The organism is Bradyrhizobium sp. CCGUVB4N, assembly GCF_024199945.1.
Lineage (GTDB): Bacteria > Pseudomonadota > Alphaproteobacteria > Rhizobiales > Xanthobacteraceae > Bradyrhizobium.
In genome coordinates, this window is record NZ_JANADP010000001.1 from 2,240,932 (window position 1) to 2,257,520 (window position 16,589).

Annotated in this window: 16 protein-coding genes; 6 read left to right on the forward strand and 10 right to left on the reverse strand. The window is 64.7% G+C overall.

Annotated elements, in window-relative coordinates; translation table 11 throughout:
• Window positions 1-333: 333 nt before the first annotated feature.
• The 6 genes from fliI (at window position 334) to NLM31_RS10095 (ending at window position 6,555) form a co-directional block, all read left to right on the forward strand.
• Entirely contained in the window at window positions 334-1,659 is a 1,326-nt protein-coding gene (fliI, locus tag NLM31_RS10070; protein WP_254129009.1) for a flagellar protein export ATPase FliI, read from the forward strand.
• A gap of 135 nt (window positions 1,660-1,794) precedes the next feature.
• Window positions 1,795-2,214 carry a flagellar export protein FliJ gene (gene fliJ, locus NLM31_RS10075; protein ID WP_254129010.1) on the forward strand — a complete coding sequence of 140 codons (420 nt, stop codon included), beginning with the start codon at window positions 1,795-1,797 and terminating at the stop codon, window positions 2,212-2,214.
• A 182-nt stretch (window positions 2,215-2,396) separates the two neighbouring features.
• Complete coding sequence (locus tag NLM31_RS10080) at window positions 2,397-2,942, forward strand: sigma-70 family RNA polymerase sigma factor (protein ID WP_254129011.1); 546 nt, start codon at window positions 2,397-2,399, stop codon at window positions 2,940-2,942.
• A 37-nt stretch (window positions 2,943-2,979) separates the two neighbouring features.
• Complete coding sequence (locus NLM31_RS10085; RefSeq protein ID WP_254129012.1) at window positions 2,980-4,083, forward strand: anti-sigma factor domain-containing protein; 1,104 nt, start codon at window positions 2,980-2,982, stop codon at window positions 4,081-4,083.
• A gap of 169 nt (window positions 4,084-4,252) precedes the next feature.
• Window positions 4,253-5,212, forward strand: a complete 960-nt coding sequence (locus tag NLM31_RS10090) for an AraC family transcriptional regulator (RefSeq protein WP_254129013.1) — start codon at window positions 4,253-4,255, stop codon at window positions 5,210-5,212.
• 116 nt (window positions 5,213-5,328) lie between these two features.
• Window positions 5,329-6,555, forward strand: coding sequence for an NAD(P)/FAD-dependent oxidoreductase (locus NLM31_RS10095; RefSeq protein ID WP_254129014.1), 1,227 nt, complete (start codon window positions 5,329-5,331; stop codon window positions 6,553-6,555).
• A 114-nt stretch (window positions 6,556-6,669) separates the two neighbouring features.
• Here the strand turns inward: NLM31_RS10095 and NLM31_RS10100 are convergent, their stop codons facing one another.
• The 10 genes from NLM31_RS10100 to NLM31_RS10145 all read right to left on the reverse strand — a co-directional run bounded on the left by NLM31_RS10100 (window position 6,670) and on the right by NLM31_RS10145 (window position 16,458).
• Window positions 6,670-7,281 carry an LpxA family transferase gene (locus NLM31_RS10100; protein ID WP_254129015.1) on the reverse strand — a complete coding sequence of 204 codons (612 nt, stop codon included), beginning with the start codon at window positions 7,279-7,281 and terminating at the stop codon, window positions 6,670-6,672.
• A gap of 87 nt (window positions 7,282-7,368) precedes the next feature.
• Entirely contained in the window at window positions 7,369-8,148 is a 780-nt protein-coding gene (locus NLM31_RS10105; RefSeq protein ID WP_254129016.1) for a class I SAM-dependent methyltransferase, read from the reverse strand.
• Window positions 8,149-9,082: 934 nt separating this feature from the next.
• Window positions 9,083-9,283, reverse strand: coding sequence for a hypothetical protein (locus NLM31_RS10110; protein ID WP_027532768.1), 201 nt, complete (start codon window positions 9,281-9,283; stop codon window positions 9,083-9,085).
• A 294-nt stretch (window positions 9,284-9,577) separates the two neighbouring features.
• A complete protein-coding gene (flhA, locus tag NLM31_RS10115; protein WP_254129017.1) occupies window positions 9,578-11,719 on the reverse strand; it encodes a flagellar biosynthesis protein FlhA in 2,142 nt (713 codons plus the stop codon).
• Between the two features lie 346 nt (window positions 11,720-12,065).
• Window positions 12,066-12,365 carry a copper-binding protein gene (locus NLM31_RS10120; RefSeq protein WP_254129018.1) on the reverse strand — a complete coding sequence of 100 codons (300 nt, stop codon included), beginning with the start codon at window positions 12,363-12,365 and terminating at the stop codon, window positions 12,066-12,068.
• A 17-nt stretch (window positions 12,366-12,382) separates the two neighbouring features.
• Window positions 12,383-12,838: a cupredoxin domain-containing protein gene (locus tag NLM31_RS10125; RefSeq protein ID WP_254129019.1), complete on the reverse strand. Its 456-nt coding sequence runs from the start codon at window positions 12,836-12,838 to the stop codon at window positions 12,383-12,385.
• A 32-nt stretch (window positions 12,839-12,870) separates the two neighbouring features.
• Window positions 12,871-14,202 carry a copper oxidase gene (locus tag NLM31_RS10130; RefSeq protein WP_254192140.1) on the reverse strand — a complete coding sequence of 444 codons (1,332 nt, stop codon included), beginning with the start codon at window positions 14,200-14,202 and terminating at the stop codon, window positions 12,871-12,873.
• Window positions 14,203-14,215: 13 nt separating this feature from the next.
• Window positions 14,216-15,640, reverse strand: coding sequence for a TolC family protein (locus tag NLM31_RS10135; RefSeq protein WP_254192141.1), 1,425 nt, complete (start codon window positions 15,638-15,640; stop codon window positions 14,216-14,218).
• 9 nt (window positions 15,641-15,649) lie between these two features.
• Window positions 15,650-15,934, reverse strand: coding sequence for a hypothetical protein (locus NLM31_RS10140; protein ID WP_254192142.1), 285 nt, complete (start codon window positions 15,932-15,934; stop codon window positions 15,650-15,652).
• 77 nt (window positions 15,935-16,011) lie between these two features.
• Window positions 16,012-16,458 (reverse strand): hypothetical protein, encoded by a 447-nt coding sequence (locus NLM31_RS10145; protein WP_254192143.1) that lies wholly within the window; start codon window positions 16,456-16,458, stop codon window positions 16,012-16,014.
• Between the last annotated feature and the right edge of the window lie 131 nt (window positions 16,459-16,589).

Sequence of the window (16,589 nt, forward strand, 5' to 3'; positions counted from 1 at the left end):
TCGGATCCTGACAACAGATGGTTAACAAATCCTGATTCTGGAACGCAAGTCCCCCCGGTGCAATTTTTCTCGAATCGCCCTAAGGTCTTGCGTTGAAGCAGCTTTCGTTATCCGGCTCCGTTCAAGTTCCACTTTAAGAGACGGGCCTAACCGACTCCCGCGACTCAGCCTTCTTCTGAAGGGGAGCCACGCTCAGTCACAAAGACAGTGACGCAATGATTAACGATGCGGGTAAACACGAAGTTAAGCGCCGTTCAGAAATATGGCGAAATTTAAGGGTTTCGCCATGAAGGCCCCGATCATGCAGGCGCGTCCCCTTATGAAGGCCCTCATATGAAGGCGTTGGCTGAACAGATCGGCGACATCGACGGCGTCAATATCTATGGCCGCGTGGTCGGCGTACGCGGTCTGATGGTCGAGGTTGCCGGCCCGATCCATGCGATGTCGGTCGGTGCACGGCTGGTCATCGAGACCGGCGCCAACCGTTCGATCCCCTGCGAGGTGATCGGCTTCTCCGGCAACAACGCTGTCGTGATGCCGTTCGCCGGCCTCGACGGTGTGCGTCGCGGCTGCAAGGCGGTCATCGCCAATGCCGCCAATCAGGTCCGTCCGTCGTCGGCCTGGCTCGGCCGCGTCGTCAATGCGCTGGGCGAACCGATCGACGGCAAGGGACCCTTGCCGCAGGGCGCTTCGCCGATGCCGTACCGCAATTCGCCGCCGCCGGCGCATTCGCGCAAGCGCGTCGGCAGCCCGCTCGATCTCGGCGTGCGCGCGATGAACACCTTCCTCACCTGCTGCCGCGGCCAGCGCATGGGCATCTTCGCAGGCTCCGGCGTCGGCAAATCCGTGCTGCTCTCGATGCTCGCGCGCAACGTCGATGCCGCTGTCAGCGTCATCGGGCTGATCGGCGAACGCGGCCGCGAGGTGCAGGAGTTCTTGCAGGACGACCTCGGCGAGGAGGGCCTGGCGCGCTCGGTCGTGGTGGTCGCGACCTCCGACGAGCCGGCCCTGATGCGGCGGCAGGCCGCGTATCTGACGCTCGCGGTCGCCGAATATTTTCGCGACGAGGGCCAGGACGTCCTCTGCCTGATGGATTCGGTGACGCGTTTCGCCATGGCCCAGCGCGAGATCGGCCTGTCCGCCGGCGAGCCGCCGACCGCCAAGGGCTACACGCCGACGGTCTTCACCGAGCTGCCGAAACTCCTGGAGCGCGCCGGACCGGGGCTGGGCGAGGGCGCCATCACCGCGATCTTCACCGTGCTGGTCGACGGCGACGATCACAACGAGCCGATCGCCGACGCCGTCCGCGGCATCCTCGACGGGCACATCGTGATGCAGCGCTCGATCGCGGAGCGCGGCCGCTACCCGGCCATCAACATCCTCAAATCGGTGTCGCGCACCATGCCGAAATCGGCCGATCCGCAATTCTGGCCGACCATCCAGAAGGCGCGGGCGGTGATGGCGACCTACGCCGATATGGAGGAGCTGATCCGGCTCGGCGCCTACCGGGCCGGCTCCAGCCCCGAGGTTGACGAGGCGATCCGCCTGCACGAGCCGCTGGAGGCCTTCCTGCGGCAGCGCAAGGACGAAAATGCCTCGCTGGCCGATGGTTACCGGCAGTTGGCGCAAATCCTCGGCAATTTGGAAACGGAACGCTAACTTTGTCCCGTCATCATCCGATCCCACAGAGTAGCAGAGCCGGTCTTGGCCCCAATCGGGCCAGTGGGGAGACCGGTGCCGTCCCAATGTGTGTGTATGTCTTGCAGCTAAGGGACTTCTGGGGAGTACGAGTCGATGAAGTCACGTGATACCCTCATTCGCCTGAAGAAGTTTCAGGTCGACGAGAAGCGCCGCCGGGTCGCCCAGATCGAGTCCATGATCGCCGACTTCCAGCGGATGTCGACCGATCTGGATCGCGAGATCCAGACCGAGCAGGACCGTGCCGGGATCAACGACCCCGCGCATTTCGCCTATCCGACCTATGCCAAGGCCGCCATCCAGCGCCGTGAGAACCTGACCCGCTCGGCCGACGAGCTGAGGGGCCAGCTTGAGGAGGCCAAGGCCGCGCTCGGGGAGGCTTTCGAGGAGCTGAAGAAGGTCGAGCTCCTGGACGAGCGCGACCAGGCCCGCGAGCGCGCCGAGGAAAATGCCCGCGAGCAGGCCGATCTCGACAGCATCGGCCTGATGCGTTCCCGCATCGGCGCCATCGCCTGACGGCCGCCAGCGGTCAAAATCGCTAGAGAATTTGCGAGCCCGGACCCGCAAGGTCCGGGTTTTTGCGTGCGCTGTCCACAGCGCGGCGCGCCGCCTCTTGGTGACGGGCTTGACCGCGCGCTATGGTAGCGGAGTGCCGGGGTCTGCGCGGATGCGACGGGGCCTGAGCTTTGGGGGGCTGAATGCTGACGCCAGCAGAGCTGGTCGGGCTGATCGAGGCGGTGTCGAAGCGCGACCAGGCCGCGTTCGAGCGCCTCTACGCCGCCACGCGCGCGAAACTCTATGGCGTCGTCCTCCGTATCTTGCGCCGACAGGATCTCGCAGAGGAGGTCATTCAGGAGACCTACGTCAAGATCTGGAACAGCGCCGGCCAGTTCAATCCGACGCTGTCATCGCCGATCACGTGGATGGCGTCGATCGCGCGTAACCGCGCCATCGATATCGTTCGCAAGAAGACGGAGGCCTCCATCGAGGAGGAGCCGCAGGCGATGGACGTCGCCGCCGACAGTCCCGATCCGCTGGCGCGCCGGGAGATGTCCGAGGAGTTGAAGCGGCTGCTGGAATGCATCGGTCGCCTCGAGCCGGACCGTCAGCGGCTCGTGCTTCTCGCCTATTACAACGGCTGGAGCCGCGAGCAATTGGCGGAGAAATTCGCAGCACCCGTCAACACGGTGAAGACGTGGCTGCGGCGCAGCATGCTGGATATCCGGGAGTGTCTCGGATTATGAGCGCGTCGACGACGAGGATGGTTTCGGACTGCAACTGATGGCCTACAGCGAGGACCATATCGCGCTCGCCGCGGAATATGCGCTCGGCACACTCGAGGCCGACGAGCGCGCGCAGGTCGCGACCATGATGGCGGTGGACCAGGAGTTCGCCGCGGTCGTGCAGGCCTGGGAATTCCGGCTCGGCGTCCTCAATCAGATGGTCGGCACGATCGAGCCGCGGCCGATCGTGTGGGAGAACATCCAGCGCGCGATCGCGCAGACGCTATCGTCGCAGGATTCGCCCGAAGCGCCGCCGGTGCCGTCGGAGGCGCCGCCGCCGCCACCACTGCCGGAGTTCTATTCGCCGGCGCCTTTATCGCTCGAGGCTTCAACGACAGAGTCTTCGGCGCCAGAGTCTTCCACGCCAGAGACGCCATCGCCAGAACCTTCGTCGCTGGACGTGCCGCCGCAGGCGTTGCCCGATTCCAACTCCGATGCCGTTCCGATTTTCCCGCCGCAGTTCGTGCCGCAGACCCATGCGCCCGATCCGAGCGTGACGCCCGCGACGCCGGCGCCGGTCGTCGACGGCAGCAACGTGATCTATCTCGAGCGCCGCGTGAAGCGCTGGCGCACGATCGCCTCCGCCGTGGGCGCGCTCGCGGCCGCCTTGCTGGTGACGCTGTCGCTCCAGATCTTCCTGCCCGATGCGCTGCCCGGCCCGCTGCGGCCCGCACCGCGCATCCAGACGGTCGAGCTCAAGGCACCGGCCGCGCCGCTGTCTTCGCCCGCGCAATATGTCGCGCTGCTGCAGGGCCAGAGCGGCGGCCCCGCTTTCATCCTCACCATCGACGGGGCGACCAAGAACTTCACGGTGCGCAAGGTCGGTGCGACGCCGGAGCCGGGCAAGAGCTTTGAGCTCTGGCTGATCTCCGACAGGTTGCCGCGCCCGCGTTCGCTGGGCGTGATCAGTAACGGCGACTTCACGGCGCGCCCGGTGCTCGCCGGTTACGATGCCGATGTCGTCAACGGCGCAACCTATGCAGTCACGGTCGAGCAGTCGGGCGGCTCGCCCAACGGCCAGCCGACCTCGGCGCCGGTGTTTTCCGGCAAGCTGATCGAGACCGTGCCGCCGTCCCAGCCCCAGGTTCCGGCGAAGAAGTAGCCGCCCCAACGGCGCATAATTGTCGCGACGGTCCGTTTCTCCGTCGCAATCCGACAAGTCTTGCTGAATCCACCTGTGATTTGAACCTCCATGCATGTCCCGGCGTCAAATGCCCGGAATTTGCAGTCGGCACAGCCGATCATGGTGCCGGAGAGGGGCTAGAAACCAGATGGATGCAGCCAAGCCGCCGGGCGTCTTTATTCACCAATATGCAGGCCTGCCGCAGGGGCCGGCGTTCGAACATTGGCGCGACAGGGCCTTGGGGGCCTGTGGCCTCGAGATCGGACCGAGCCAGGGCGACAGCATCGACTGCCGGTTGCAGATCAGCGTGGTCGACAATATCGCGCTCGCCATTCCCGAAGGCTCCTCCGCGCAATATTCGCGCACGCAGAGCGGTCTCGCCGACGGCAGTGACGATCTCGTGCTGATCGCCGCGCATGCCGGCCTCGTCAGCGTCCGGCAGAACGGCCATACGGTCGAGCTCGCGCCGGCGCAGATGGTGCTTGCCGACATGGCCATCACCGGCAGCGTCGGTCACACCGACGAGAACCGCTTCACCACCATCCGCATGCCGCGCCGCGCGCTGCTGGACATCAATCCGCGCGCCGAGGAGAAGCTGTCCCAGGTGCTGTCGGACGGGGTGGTCGCCGAGACCATCTTCCGTTATCACGCGCTTGCCGCTCACCACGCGCCGCATCTCGACGCCGTCGGCCAGCGCCTGACCGCGCAGCACATGGTCGATCTCGTCGGCCTCCTGCTCGGCACCGACGCCGAGCACGCGGCGCTCGCGCGCGGTCGCGGCCATGCGGCGGCCCGTCTCGATCTCATGCGCGCCGACGTGATGGCCGCGCTCGGCCGCAACGATCTCTGCCTGTCCGAGGTCGCGACCCGCTCGGGGCTCAGCCCGCGCCAGGCGCAGCGGCTGTTCGAGCAGGCCGGCACCACCTTTACCGAGTTCGTGCTGGAGCAGCGCCTGCTCCTGGCGCGAAAACTGCTCGGCGATCCCCGCGCGCGGGCGCGCAAGATCAGCGACATCGCGCATTCCTCGGGCTTCTCGGATCTGTCCTATTTCAATCGCGCCTTCCGCAAGCGTTTTGGCGCGACGCCCTCGGAGCTGCGCGAGGCCTGAGGCCCGATTTTGGGCAGCGGCCGACTGCTGCCGCAGTTGGTCGATCCGGATGATTGAGCTATATCTGTCCAGCGGCACAGATCGCCGGATGGTCTCGAACAGCGAAGTCAACGGACATGGCGCGTATCGTCGTGCTCGGCGCCGGATTTGCAGGCCTGTGGGCGGCCATCGGAGCCGCGCGCATGCGCGACGAGATGGGTGCGGCCGGCCGCGACATCGAGATCCACGTTATCGACCGCAATCCCTATCACAACATCCGCGTGCGCAATTACGAGGTCGACCTCAGCGAGGTTGCGCTGCCGCTTCCGCAACTGCTTGATCCGATCGGCGTCACGCACGGTCTCGGCGAAGTCGAGGCGGTCGATCCGGCGCGGCGCCAGATCGCGCTGGTGACGAGCAGCGGCGAGCAGACGCTGAGTTACGATCGCCTCGTGCTGGCGCTCGGCAGCGAGGTGATGCGGCCGGATATTCCGGGCCTCGCCGAGCATGCGTTCGACGTCGACACCTATGCCGCGGCGCTTCGCCTCGAGGATCATCTCACCTCGCTCGGACGCAGTGCGCCGTCGCCGGGTCGGTCGACGATCGTGGTGGTCGGCGCTGGCTTCACCGGCATCGAGGTTGCCGCCGAAATGCCAGACCGGCTGGTGCGCGCCGGTATCACCGGGAGTCGCCGCATCATCCTGGTCGATCCCAATCCCGCGGTCGGCGCCACGATCGGCGACCACGCGCGCCCCGTCATCGAGACCGCTTTATCGTCGCTCGAGGTCGAGACGCGGCTCGGCGTGCGCGTCGCGTCGGTCGAAGCTGCCGGCGTTCATTTGAGCTCAGGCGAGTTCATCGCAACGCAGACCGTGATCTGGTGCGCCGGCATGCGCGCGAGCCGGCTCGCCGAAAACTTTGCGGGCGCGCGCGATCGCCTCGGGCGCCTTCTGGTCGATCCCTTCATGCGGGTCACGGATCTGCCGGGCGTCTTCGCCGCCGGCGACGTCGCCTCGAGCGTGGTCGATGGCTTGCATCCGACCGTGATGTCTTGCCAGTTCGCCCGTCCCATGGGCCGCTTCGCCGGCCACAATGTAGTGGCCGATCTCGTCGGCCAACCGCTGCTGCCGCTGAGGATCGACTGGTACGTCACCGTGCTCGATCTCGGCGATTGGGGCGCGCTCTACACAGAGGGGTGGGACCGCGAGGTGCGCACGACCGGCCAGGCTGCCAAGGCGACCAAGCAGACCATCAACTGCAAACGCATCTATCCCCCGCTCTCGGGGCGCAAGGACGAACTGTTCGCTGCCGCCGCGCCAACGGTGCAGGCGCCGCCGCCGACTTATGGAGCGCGGCGGAGTTGAGCTGGACGGCCAGCTTATGAACTCCGCTATGTCCCGACAGCGGACCAAATCCCGCGTCACAGCGAACCGGCGCTATGCGCCAATTTCAGAAGTGACGGTGCGCCGCTGTGACGATCAGCTCGGTCGCTGATCCACCGAAGTCAACCGTGCAATGATTGTTCCCCTTTCAAAGATTGCTCCGGGAGCGACAACGGCGTTTGCGCCGAACTTGCAGTCATCACCGATCAGTGCGCCAAACTTGTCGACGCCGGTGTCGACGATCTCCCATGAATGCAAGATTCGAATCCTTGGATCGGCAAGCTCATTTCGGAAATTGGCGACGATGGAGCCGGCCTCGAGATTCACTCTCGCCCCGACGACGCTGTCTCCGACAAAATTGAAATGTGCCAACTTCGATCCGGCAAACAAGAAAGAGGATTTAAGTTCGCTGCCCGGGCCAATGATGCAATTTTCCTCCAACCAGCACCCGCCACGGATGAGCGAGCCGGCGGCGATGAAGCACCTTGGTCCGATTATCGCCGGCCCTTTGACCAGCGCGCCGGCTTCCACCGTCGTTGTTCGATGGATTGCGACGTCATCCGACATGCAAAACTCTTCGCTGATCCCGTTCAAAAGACGTCGAACTGCCGAGACGGAGTTTGTGGTCAGCGCCCAGGGCGTCTTTTCAGTCAGCGCAGCCAGCGGCGAGTTGGAAAATGCAGCTATATGCTCGGTGAGAAGTTGCATTTGCCCTCATATCCTGCGCTCACGGAAGTCCTGAATTGTGCAGCGGAACCTAAACGAAGCCAAGATTCCATTCGAGCCAATCCAGAGCTACTCACCGAGGCCGATGCGGCGGGCCATGTAGAGGTGGGTTTCGTAGTCCACCTCGAATTCTCCGCCGTGACGGTCGATCGCCTTGGAAATGTCATTGCGCAGCTCTTCGCGTATAGTTGGCGTGAGCATTCGAAACTCCGAGCGCGTACCCAGGAAATTTGCGTAGCTTGATGTCGTGTGCTGCCACTTCCAGGGATAGCAGCGGTGCTCCACCGCTCCGAACAATCCCGACTCGTCGAACCAGCCTTTGAATGGACCGCTGGGCAGGTACCAGGCCTCCGGTGGCGGTCCCCAGCGGCCCGTATGACGCAGGTATATGTCCTTGAACCGTTCGAGCAATGAAGCGGGCAGTCCTGTCGGAACATGTCCAAAGACGGCCAATGATCCGTCAGGTGAAAGCAACTTCGCCGCTTTCACGAATCGCAATTCTGGAGCGACCCAGTGCCACGACTGCGCCGCGACGATGAGCCGGAACGGTGCCTTGTCCTGTGACCACGCCTCGAACGTCGCCTCGACCAGTTCGACATTGTCAAAACCGGCGAGGCTCTCGCGCGCAGTGCGTACCATTTCGGGCCCAGGGTCGATTGCAACGATCTGCAGATCGCGCGTCGCGAAGCTCTTTGTTGCCTGCCCCGTGCCGCATCCGACTTCGAGAACGGGATCTCCAGGCTTCATGGCGGCGTACGAAACCACGTCGTCGACGAGAGCTTCGGGATAATCGGGACGTGAGGCCCTGTATGCTCCCGCAATCTGATCGAAAGTAAAGCGCTGCTCCATCGCGTGCTCCGCTTCATCAGGTTCTGAACCTAGCCGAGCAAAGCCAGTCGCTGTCAAGGCATCGTGGGCTCATCGACAAGCCCTTGCGTTGCCCGACGGGCAAAACATCCAAGCCCTCGGTCAATCCTGGTCGTCGAAAATATTCCACTTTACCGAAATTCGGAAACGGCGTATGTGTCGCGCAACCCGGCCCAAGGAAGAGGGGCGTATCGCGATCGTCACGAACGCGGGCCGGGCGGCGGTGGGCGTGGCTCACATCGGCGCGAAGCGCTTTGCAGGGCGGGCAACCGTGAGCGAAGGCCTCGCGCACACGACCGGTGTGATCGGCGTACGGCAAAATCGTGTGGTCCTGGCGCCCGGAGCCTGTGCGCCAAGTCTTGTGGTGATGCACGCTGTCCAACCGGACACGCGCATCAGTCATCTGCAGGGCGACGGGGGCAATAGTGCATCGCTCCCCGGGGAGATCACGACATAAGCCGTCAAACCACTGCGCAGGGAAGGCCGGATGTTCAGGCTTCACCTGTATGCCACTGTGCAGATTCTTCATCTGCAACCTCGCACAGTGGACCGCGGGTGCCAGCCGGCACCCGGTCTTCCCTGCGCCCTCTTTCAATGGAGGGTGAGGCGACGAAGCAAAGCTCGGGCGAGACAAGCCGCGAGGGCGCGAAGGTGTGTTTGTGAAGGGAGTAGGATGGGTAGAGCGTAGCGAAACCCATCACGCGTCGGCTCGGAGGGGGCCTCGATGGGTTTCGCTGCGCTCTACCCATCCTACCGATCTACCGATCCGTCATTGCGCTACCCCAGACATGAGAAAGCGCCCGTGGGGGGCGGGCGCTTTCTGTAGTCGACTTGGGGTTGGGGTCGTCTACATATCCACGTGGCGACTTTGGGGGGCTGGTAAAGAGCCGCGTGAATTCCTGAAACTCATATCTCCTTAGCGAACGAGCGATGCGTTCGAGCTGGTGATCACGACCGGCTTGCCGGCCTTGATGACGCGGGCGGTCTGCGTCAGGCCGTCGTCCGAACCGGTGCGTGCCGTAATGCCGAAGCCTGCCACCGCGATCCCTGCAACGAGGGCCACGACCACGATCTTCAGGTGGGTCGAGCGATCTGCGCTGTAAATCGAGTGGTTCATGGAAGGCTCCTGCCGCCATCTACCCGAAGTAGTCGCCACCTTTGTTAGGCAGGTTCATGCTTCCGGTGCCCAACAACCTAGTATTGGGGGGATTCGTTCCCAAGGGGCGATCACAAGAGCGTGACACGACGTGAACGATCGCGATCAAGAACGAGGCTCGATCGTTCGATTTCGTAGTTATTTCAAAGCTGTAATGTGCCTGGAGGGCGCCTTATCGGCCTTTGGTCGACAAGGCGCCAGGAACTCAAAAACCATTTGCCTGTGGCTGAAAAACACACGGCTTCTTAAGGCAAATCAGATGCTTCCGACCGTTTTCAGCCTCGCGCGGGGGTGTATTTCGGCCTGCGACAGCACGGTCGTCTGGGCCCGGAACCGTTCGACCAGGGAGCGGACGAAGGGACGAATTGCCGCAGATGTCACCAGCACCGGCGCCTCGCCTTCGCGGGCGGCGCGCTCGAAGGCCTCGCGCACACCGGTCATGAACTCTGACAGTTTCGAGGGTTGCATCGCGAGGCTGCGCTCTTCGCCCTGACCCACGATGGACTCGGCAAAGGCCTGCTCCCACCGCGCAGACAGTGCGATCAGGGGCAGATAGCCGTTGTAGGACGTATTCTGCGCGCAGATCTGACGCGCCAGGCGAGCGCGGACATGCTCGACCATGGTCGCGGGATTGCGCGAGAAGGCGAGCGAGTCGGCGATGCCTTCGAGGATGGTCGAGAGGTCGCGGATCGAGATACGCTCGGCGAGCAGCAGCTGCAGCACGCGCTGGATGCCGGAGACGGTAACCTGTGCGGGCACGATGTCCTTGACCAGTTCGCTCTGCTCCTTCGGCAGCTCCTTGAGCAGCTTCTGCACCTCGCCATAGGAGAGCAGGTCCGACATGTTGGCCTTGAGCAGCTCGGTGAGGTGGGTCGAGAGCACGGTCGCGGCGTCGACGACGGTGTAGCCCTTGAGCGAGGCCTCTTCCTTGAGGCTGGCATCGACCCAGGTCGCGGGCAGGCCGAAGGTCGGCTCGGTGGTGTGGATGCCGGGCACCTGCACCTGGCTGCCGCCGGGGTCCATGACCATGAACTGGTTCGGCCAGATCTTGCCGGTGCCGGCGTCGACCTCCTTGATCTTGATGATGTAGGTGTTGGCCTCGAGCTGCACGTTGTCGAGAATGCGCACCGCCGGCATGACAAAGCCCATCTCGATCGCGAGCGAGCGGCGCAGCGCCTTGATCTGCTCGGTGAGGCGGTCGGTGCCGTCGGGGCCATTGACGAGCGGCAGCAGGGCATAGCCGAGCTCGATCTTGAGGTCGTCGATCTTCAGCGCGGCGGAGATCGGCTCCTCGGCTGCGGCGGCGCCCGCGGCTCCGGGCTGCCCGGCAGCGGGCGCGGCCTTGGCGGCTTCCTCGGCCTTGATGCTCGTGCGCTTGTGGTTGCGGGCGTTCCAGGCGAGCGCGCCGGCACCGGCGCCGAGTGCGAGGAACGGAATGGTCGGAATGCCCGGCAGCGCCGCCAGCACCAGCATGACCGCCGAGGACATCGCGAGCGCCTGCGGATAGCCGGAAAACTGCTTCATCAGCGCCTTGTCGGCGGCGCCGGAGACGCCGGCCTTGGAGACGAGCAGGCCCGCCGCGGTCGAGACGATCAGCGCCGGCACCTGGGTGACGAGGCCGTCACCGACGGTCAGCAGCGTGTAGCTGCGGCCGGCGTCGGCGAAGGACAGACCCTGCTGCGCCACGCCGATGATCATGCCGCCGACCACGTTGATGAAGACGATCAGGAGGCCGGCGATGGCGTCGCCGCGGACGAATTTCGAGGCGCCGTCCATGGCGCCGAAGAAGCCGCTCTCGTCCTCCAGCTCCTTGCGCCGCTGCTTGGCGACCTTCTCGTCGATCAGGCCGGCGGAGAGATCGGCGTCGATCGCCATCTGCTTGCCGGGCATGGCGTCGAGGTGGAAGCGGGCGGCGACTTCGGCGATACGGCCCGAACCCTTGGTGATGACGACGAAATTGACGATGATCAGGATGGCGAAGACGATGATGCCGATGACGAAATTGCCGCCCATCACGAAGCTGCCGAAGGCTTCGATGACGTGACCGGCGGCATCCGTGCCCTCGTGCCCGTGCGACAGGATCAGGCGGGTCGAGGCCATGTTGAGCGACAGCCGCAGCATGGTCGAGATCAGCAGGACGGTCGGAAATGCCGAGAATTCCAGCGGCGTCTGGATGAACAGCGACGTCATCAGGATCAGGATCGAGAGCGTGATCGAGATCGCCAGGAACAGGTCCAGCACGATCGCCGGCAGCGGCAGGATCAGCACCACCAGGATGGTGAGGATGCCGAGCGCCAGCGCGATGTCGCCGCGCTTGAGGATAGTGACGATTTCGTTGAGGGAGGGGAGGCCCGGCTTGGCGCTGCCTACGCCCTGTCCCGCGGTGACGTCGACCATGGTAGCTGCCTCCCCGCGCGACTGCCGTCCGCGCGCCCCAAACGTCTGCGCGGCGGCCGATGGGCCGCCGTTCCGAAAGTGAGGCACCGCACTGGCGTCCACGGGAGCTCCCGTTCTACGCGTCTGACGACACTCGACTTCACCCGGCAATTCTTGCCGGGTGTATGGTTAGCAAAGGGTTAACGGCGGGGTGCGGCAGGAGGTCGGGCCGGGGTATTTCGGGGGCCCCGGTGGTCATTCCGGGGCGCCCGAAGGGCGAGCCCGGAATCCATCGGGCCGCAAGTCCGGTGGATGAATGGATTCCGGGTTCGCGCCAAGGGGCGCGCCCCGGAATGACGACCGAGCCTTACTTCGCTCTCTCCAGCTTCGTCACCGTATACCCCGAGGCTGCCTCCTCGGCTTCAAACGATACCTTGTCGCCGACCTTCACCTGCTTGAGCATGGCGGGATCCCTGACGCGGTAGACCATGGTCATGGGCTCGTCCATGCCGAGGCTTTTGGCGGGGCCATGCTTCAGCGTGATCTTGCCGGCGCTTTCGTCGATTTTCTTGACCTCGCCGCTGATGGAGGCGGCTTGCGCCAGCGAGCTCACGGTCAGGCCCAGCGTCAGCGCGAGTGCCGCGGTCATGCGCATGATCGGCTTCATGATTGTCTCCATTGTTCTCACTTCACGGTGACGTGGCCGACCATGCCGTAGTCGCGATGGTCGGGGATCAGGCAGGAAAATTCGAAGGTGCCGGCTTTGGTGAACTTCCAGACGATCTCGGCGGTCTTGTTCGGCGCAAGCCGTACGCCGTTTGGATCGTCGTGCTCCATGTGCGGGTGCTTCTTCATCACCTCGGCATGCGCGAGATTTTCCTTCGTGGTGGCGAGCAGGAATTCGTGATCCTCCCTGCCGACATTGCGCAGCACGAAGCGGATCTGCTCGCCGCGTTTCACATTGATGTTCGACGGCTCGTAGGACATCTCGCTCAACGCGATCTCGATGGTGCGCGCCGGCTTTTTGGGATCGCCGGGCTCGCCGGCCGAGAAGCCGTGATGGTCGTGCCCCTCGTGCGCGAACGCGGGTGCGGCCGACAGCGCGGCCAGCGTCAGGGCGAGTTTGATCGTCTTCGTCATTGTGGTCTCCAGTTGGTGGTTCATCAAAGCGCTCACATCTTCATCTTGTGCGCGGGCGAGGCCGGCGGCCGCGCCGGCTCCGCCGCGGGGGAAGCGACCTCGTAGGCGACGGTGCCTTGCGGGAATTGATAGGGGCCGGGATCGCGATAATCGTCGCGGGCGAGGTCCTCACGGATCTTCATCACCGTGAACATGCCGCCCATCTCGATCGGCCCGAACTGGCCGGCGCCGCTCATCATTGGCAGCGTGTTGTCGGGCGCCGGCATCTCCATGTTGCCCATCGCCATGCCGGACTGGCCCATCACCATGGCGTCGGGCGCAAGCTTGCCGACCGCCCTGGCGAGATCCTTGCGCGAGACGCCGATCATGTTGCGCATGTCGTGTCCCATCGCATTCATGGTGTGATGCGATTTGTGGCAGTGAAACGCCCAGTCACCGGGGTTGTCGGCGAGGACGTCGAACACGCGCACGGCGCCCACCGGCACGTCGGTCGTCGTCTCCGGATATTGCGCGCTCTCGGGAATCCAGCCGCCGTCGGTGCAGGTCACGGCAAAGCTGTGGCCATGCAGATGGATCGGGTGATTGGTCATGCTGAGATTGCCGATGCGTACGCGCACCTTGTCGCCGAGCCGCACCGGCAGCGGATCGATGCCCGGAAACACCCGCGAGTTCCAGGTCCACATGTTGAAGTCGGTCATCTCGTTGACCCGCGGCAGATAGGTGCCGGGATCGACGCGATAGGTGCTCATCACGAAGACGAAGTCGCGGTCGACGGGGCGGAAGTTCGGATCGCGCGGGTGGACGACGACCATGCCCATCATGCCCATCGCCATCTGCACCATCTCGTCGGAATGCGGGTGGTACATGAAGGTCCCGCTCTTCCTCATCTCGAACTCGTAGACGAAGGTCTTCCCGGGCTGGATGTGCGGCTGCGTCAGTCCGCCGACGCCGTCCATGCCGCTGGGAATGATCATGCCGTGCCAATGCACGGTGGTGTATTCGGGCAGGCGGTTGGTGACGAAGATGCGAACCTTGTCGCCTTCGACCGCCTCGATCGTCGGCCCCGGCGACTGGCCGTTGTAGCCCCAGAGATTGACCTTCATGCCCTCGGCGAATTCGCGCACGACGGGCTCGGCGACGAGATGGAATTCCTTCCAGTCGCCGTTCATGCGGAACGGCAGCGTCCAGCCGTTGAGCGTGACGACGGGACGGTAGTCGGGGCCGCCGATGGGATGCAGAGGCGGCTGCATCACCGCCTTGTCCATGTGTGCCGCTTCCGGAATCGATGCGGCTTGCACGCGGCCGCTGACGGCTGACGCGCTCACCAGCGCGGCGGTGCCCAAAAATCCTCGGCGGGAAAACATGCTGGCCTCCATATCAGTGGCCGCCATCGGCAGGTGCTGCCGCGGCGATATTGGTTGGGTTGTCGCCGCCGGCAGCAGGCGCGCCGCCACCATTGACGGCGGTTTGCAACTCGGACTGGGCGAGGAAGAAGTTTTGCCTGGCGTCGATCGCGCCGCGCAGGGACGCGAGGCGTTGTCTTGCCTCGGTCAGGAGCGCGAAAATGTCGACCTGCATGCTGGAGAAGCGCAACTGCATCTCCTCGGTGATGATTTTTCGCAACGGCAAGATCTCGCGCTGGTAGTGGCTCGCGATATCATGGGTGGAGCGATAGACCCGGTAGGCATCGCGCGCTTCCGAGCGGACGTTCACGGCACGCTCGGTCAGGCGGTTGAAGGCGAAGTTGTAGGTCTCCGCCGACTGCCGTACGCGCACCTCGCCGCCGTCGAAGATCGGGATCTGGAACTGCACGTCAAAACCGCGCTCGCGGAACGGGGCGCCTTCCGGATCCTGGGTGCGGCGTGAGATGCCGGCGAGATCGAGCAGCGTGACGAAGCGAGTCGCCTCGGTGAGGTTCAACGACTTCGCCAGTGCCGTCAGCTCGAGCCGTGCGATCTGCAGGTCGATGCGATGGGCGACCGCATCGGCTTCGATCGAGGGCAAGGCCTGCGGGCGGCGTGGCAGCGACGGCAATGCGTTGGGCAGACGGAAGTCGAGACCTTCGTCCCATAGCCCCATCAGTCGTGCCAGCTTTTCGCGGGCGCTGGTCGCAGATTGCCGCGCGGTGGCGAGATCGGCGGTGGTCTCGGCGTAAAACACCTGCTCGCGGGCCTGATCGAGCTTATTGACCGAGCCGGTCTCACCGAGCTTGAGCGCGAGCTGCGCAGTCGATTCCGCCGTCGCTTTCGCGTCGGTCAGCAGCACCGCCATCTCGTTGCCGGCCACCGCGCGGACGTAAGCGCGCCGCACGTCTGCAGCGAGCCGCAATGTCACCAGCGCCGCGCGCAATTGCGCCTGACGAAACCGCTCGCGCGCGATGTCGGAGCGGAACGGCAGCGTGGCCAGCGCCAGGATGTCGCCGACGACCTGGCGCTCGATCTCGCTGGCGCCATTGCCCGAGATTCGCGAGACCGAGAACACCGGGTTGGGCGGCAGACTCTGCTCGACCAGATCGGTCTCGGCCAGCGCCAGCTCGTTGTAGGCGGCCTGTAGTCCCTTGTTGTTGAGCAGCGCGACCTGCACGGCAGTCTCTGCGGTCAGCGTCCGCGACAGCAACTGGCGAACGCGGGCGTCGACCGCTCCGGCCCCCTCCGCCGTTCGCACGAAGGCGACGTCTTTCTTGATGGTCTGGCTCGTCAGCTCGGAGACGGCCGTCATGCCGCTGTCGGGCGAGAACGCGGCGCAGCCGGAGAGGCTGAGCGCGCCGAGAACGAGCAGGCCTCGCGCCAAATGATGTGCCATGGCGCGCGCCTACCGGTCTTGCTTCGGCTGCGGTGTGACCGCGTCGTTGCGGTCTTGCCACGGCGCGGGCGTCGCGGGCCGCAGGCTCGTATAGGGCGCGACCGTCGAGCGGTAGCCGACGTGCGATGCCTTTGCCGCGGGATCGGCAGGATCCGCGGTGGCGACAGACGTCGTTGCCGGCATGCAGCCCGATAGCGCGAACGCGATCGCGGCCAGCAGCGGCCAATGGAATAGAAAGTATCCTCCACGCGCCGCAGATGCGGCGGCGGACTTCGCCCCGAGAAGCGTAAGCATGAATCATCCTGATCTGTCTGGAGACCACAGGTTCGCGCGCGCGGATTGCGCGCTCGGCCTGACCTCGTGGAATCAGATCAGATGATGGGAGGGCGGTAGAGCAGGGGCGGCGCCGCGCTGTGCAGGCTGGCCACGATCTCGGGCGCACAGCTGGACACCGGCTGAAGCGGCTTTGCGAAGCTCGGCAGATCGGCCGGCAGCGCGCTGACGCACATCATCGCGCAGCACGGGCCAACCTTGCCCTTGCCGTCATGATGATGCCGGGCAGGCGTGTCCTGCGCGGAACTCTGGTGATGCGCATGCATCCCCGCGTGGTCATGCGTCACGTCGCCATGCATGTGGCTGGCCGACATCTGATGATGCACAGGCACGAGGTCGGCGAGCAGGGCGTCGTCGTCGAGGCACGGCGCCGGACCGCTGCCCCAGGCGAGGCTTGCCGCCGGCGCGAGCACGCAGAACAGATAGGCCAGCGCTATGAAGCGCCCCACCCTGATCCGCATCGATCGCGTCAATTGCAACAACATTCCGACAGCCTGCTCCGCGCGGCAATGTTGCACACGCAGATTGCAAACTAATGGCAAAGCGCGAGTTCGCCAAGCGCCTTCTTACCGCAGTGCACCGCGCATGCCCATTATCGCGGCACGATGCTTGACCG

Coding starts and splice junctions, on each gene's coding strand:
- fliI (WP_254129009.1), top strand. CDS start 334: ATGAAGGCGTTGGCTGAACAGATCGGCGACATCGACGGCGTCAATATC.
- fliJ (WP_254129010.1), top strand. CDS start 1,795: ATGAAGTCACGTGATACCCTCATTCGCCTGAAGAAGTTTCAGGTCGAC.
- NLM31_RS10080 (WP_254129011.1), top strand. CDS start 2,397: ATGCTGACGCCAGCAGAGCTGGTCGGGCTGATCGAGGCGGTGTCGAAG.
- NLM31_RS10085 (WP_254129012.1), top strand. CDS start 2,980: ATGGCCTACAGCGAGGACCATATCGCGCTCGCCGCGGAATATGCGCTC.
- NLM31_RS10090 (WP_254129013.1), top strand. CDS start 4,253: ATGGATGCAGCCAAGCCGCCGGGCGTCTTTATTCACCAATATGCAGGC.
- NLM31_RS10095 (WP_254129014.1), top strand. CDS start 5,329: ATGGCGCGTATCGTCGTGCTCGGCGCCGGATTTGCAGGCCTGTGGGCG.
- NLM31_RS10100 (WP_254129015.1), bottom strand. CDS start 7,281: ATGCAACTTCTCACCGAGCATATAGCTGCATTTTCCAACTCGCCGCTG.
- NLM31_RS10105 (WP_254129016.1), bottom strand. CDS start 8,148: ATGGAGCAGCGCTTTACTTTCGATCAGATTGCGGGAGCATACAGGGCC.
- NLM31_RS10110 (WP_027532768.1), bottom strand. CDS start 9,283: ATGAACCACTCGATTTACAGCGCAGATCGCTCGACCCACCTGAAGATC.
- flhA (WP_254129017.1), bottom strand. CDS start 11,719: ATGGTCGACGTCACCGCGGGACAGGGCGTAGGCAGCGCCAAGCCGGGC.
- NLM31_RS10120 (WP_254129018.1), bottom strand. CDS start 12,365: ATGAAGCCGATCATGCGCATGACCGCGGCACTCGCGCTGACGCTGGGC.
- NLM31_RS10125 (WP_254129019.1), bottom strand. CDS start 12,838: ATGACGAAGACGATCAAACTCGCCCTGACGCTGGCCGCGCTGTCGGCC.
- NLM31_RS10130 (WP_254192140.1), bottom strand. CDS start 14,202: ATGTTTTCCCGCCGAGGATTTTTGGGCACCGCCGCGCTGGTGAGCGCG.
- NLM31_RS10135 (WP_254192141.1), bottom strand. CDS start 15,640: ATGGCACATCATTTGGCGCGAGGCCTGCTCGTTCTCGGCGCGCTCAGC.
- NLM31_RS10140 (WP_254192142.1), bottom strand. CDS start 15,934: ATGCTTACGCTTCTCGGGGCGAAGTCCGCCGCCGCATCTGCGGCGCGT.
- NLM31_RS10145 (WP_254192143.1), bottom strand. CDS start 16,458: ATGTTGTTGCAATTGACGCGATCGATGCGGATCAGGGTGGGGCGCTTC.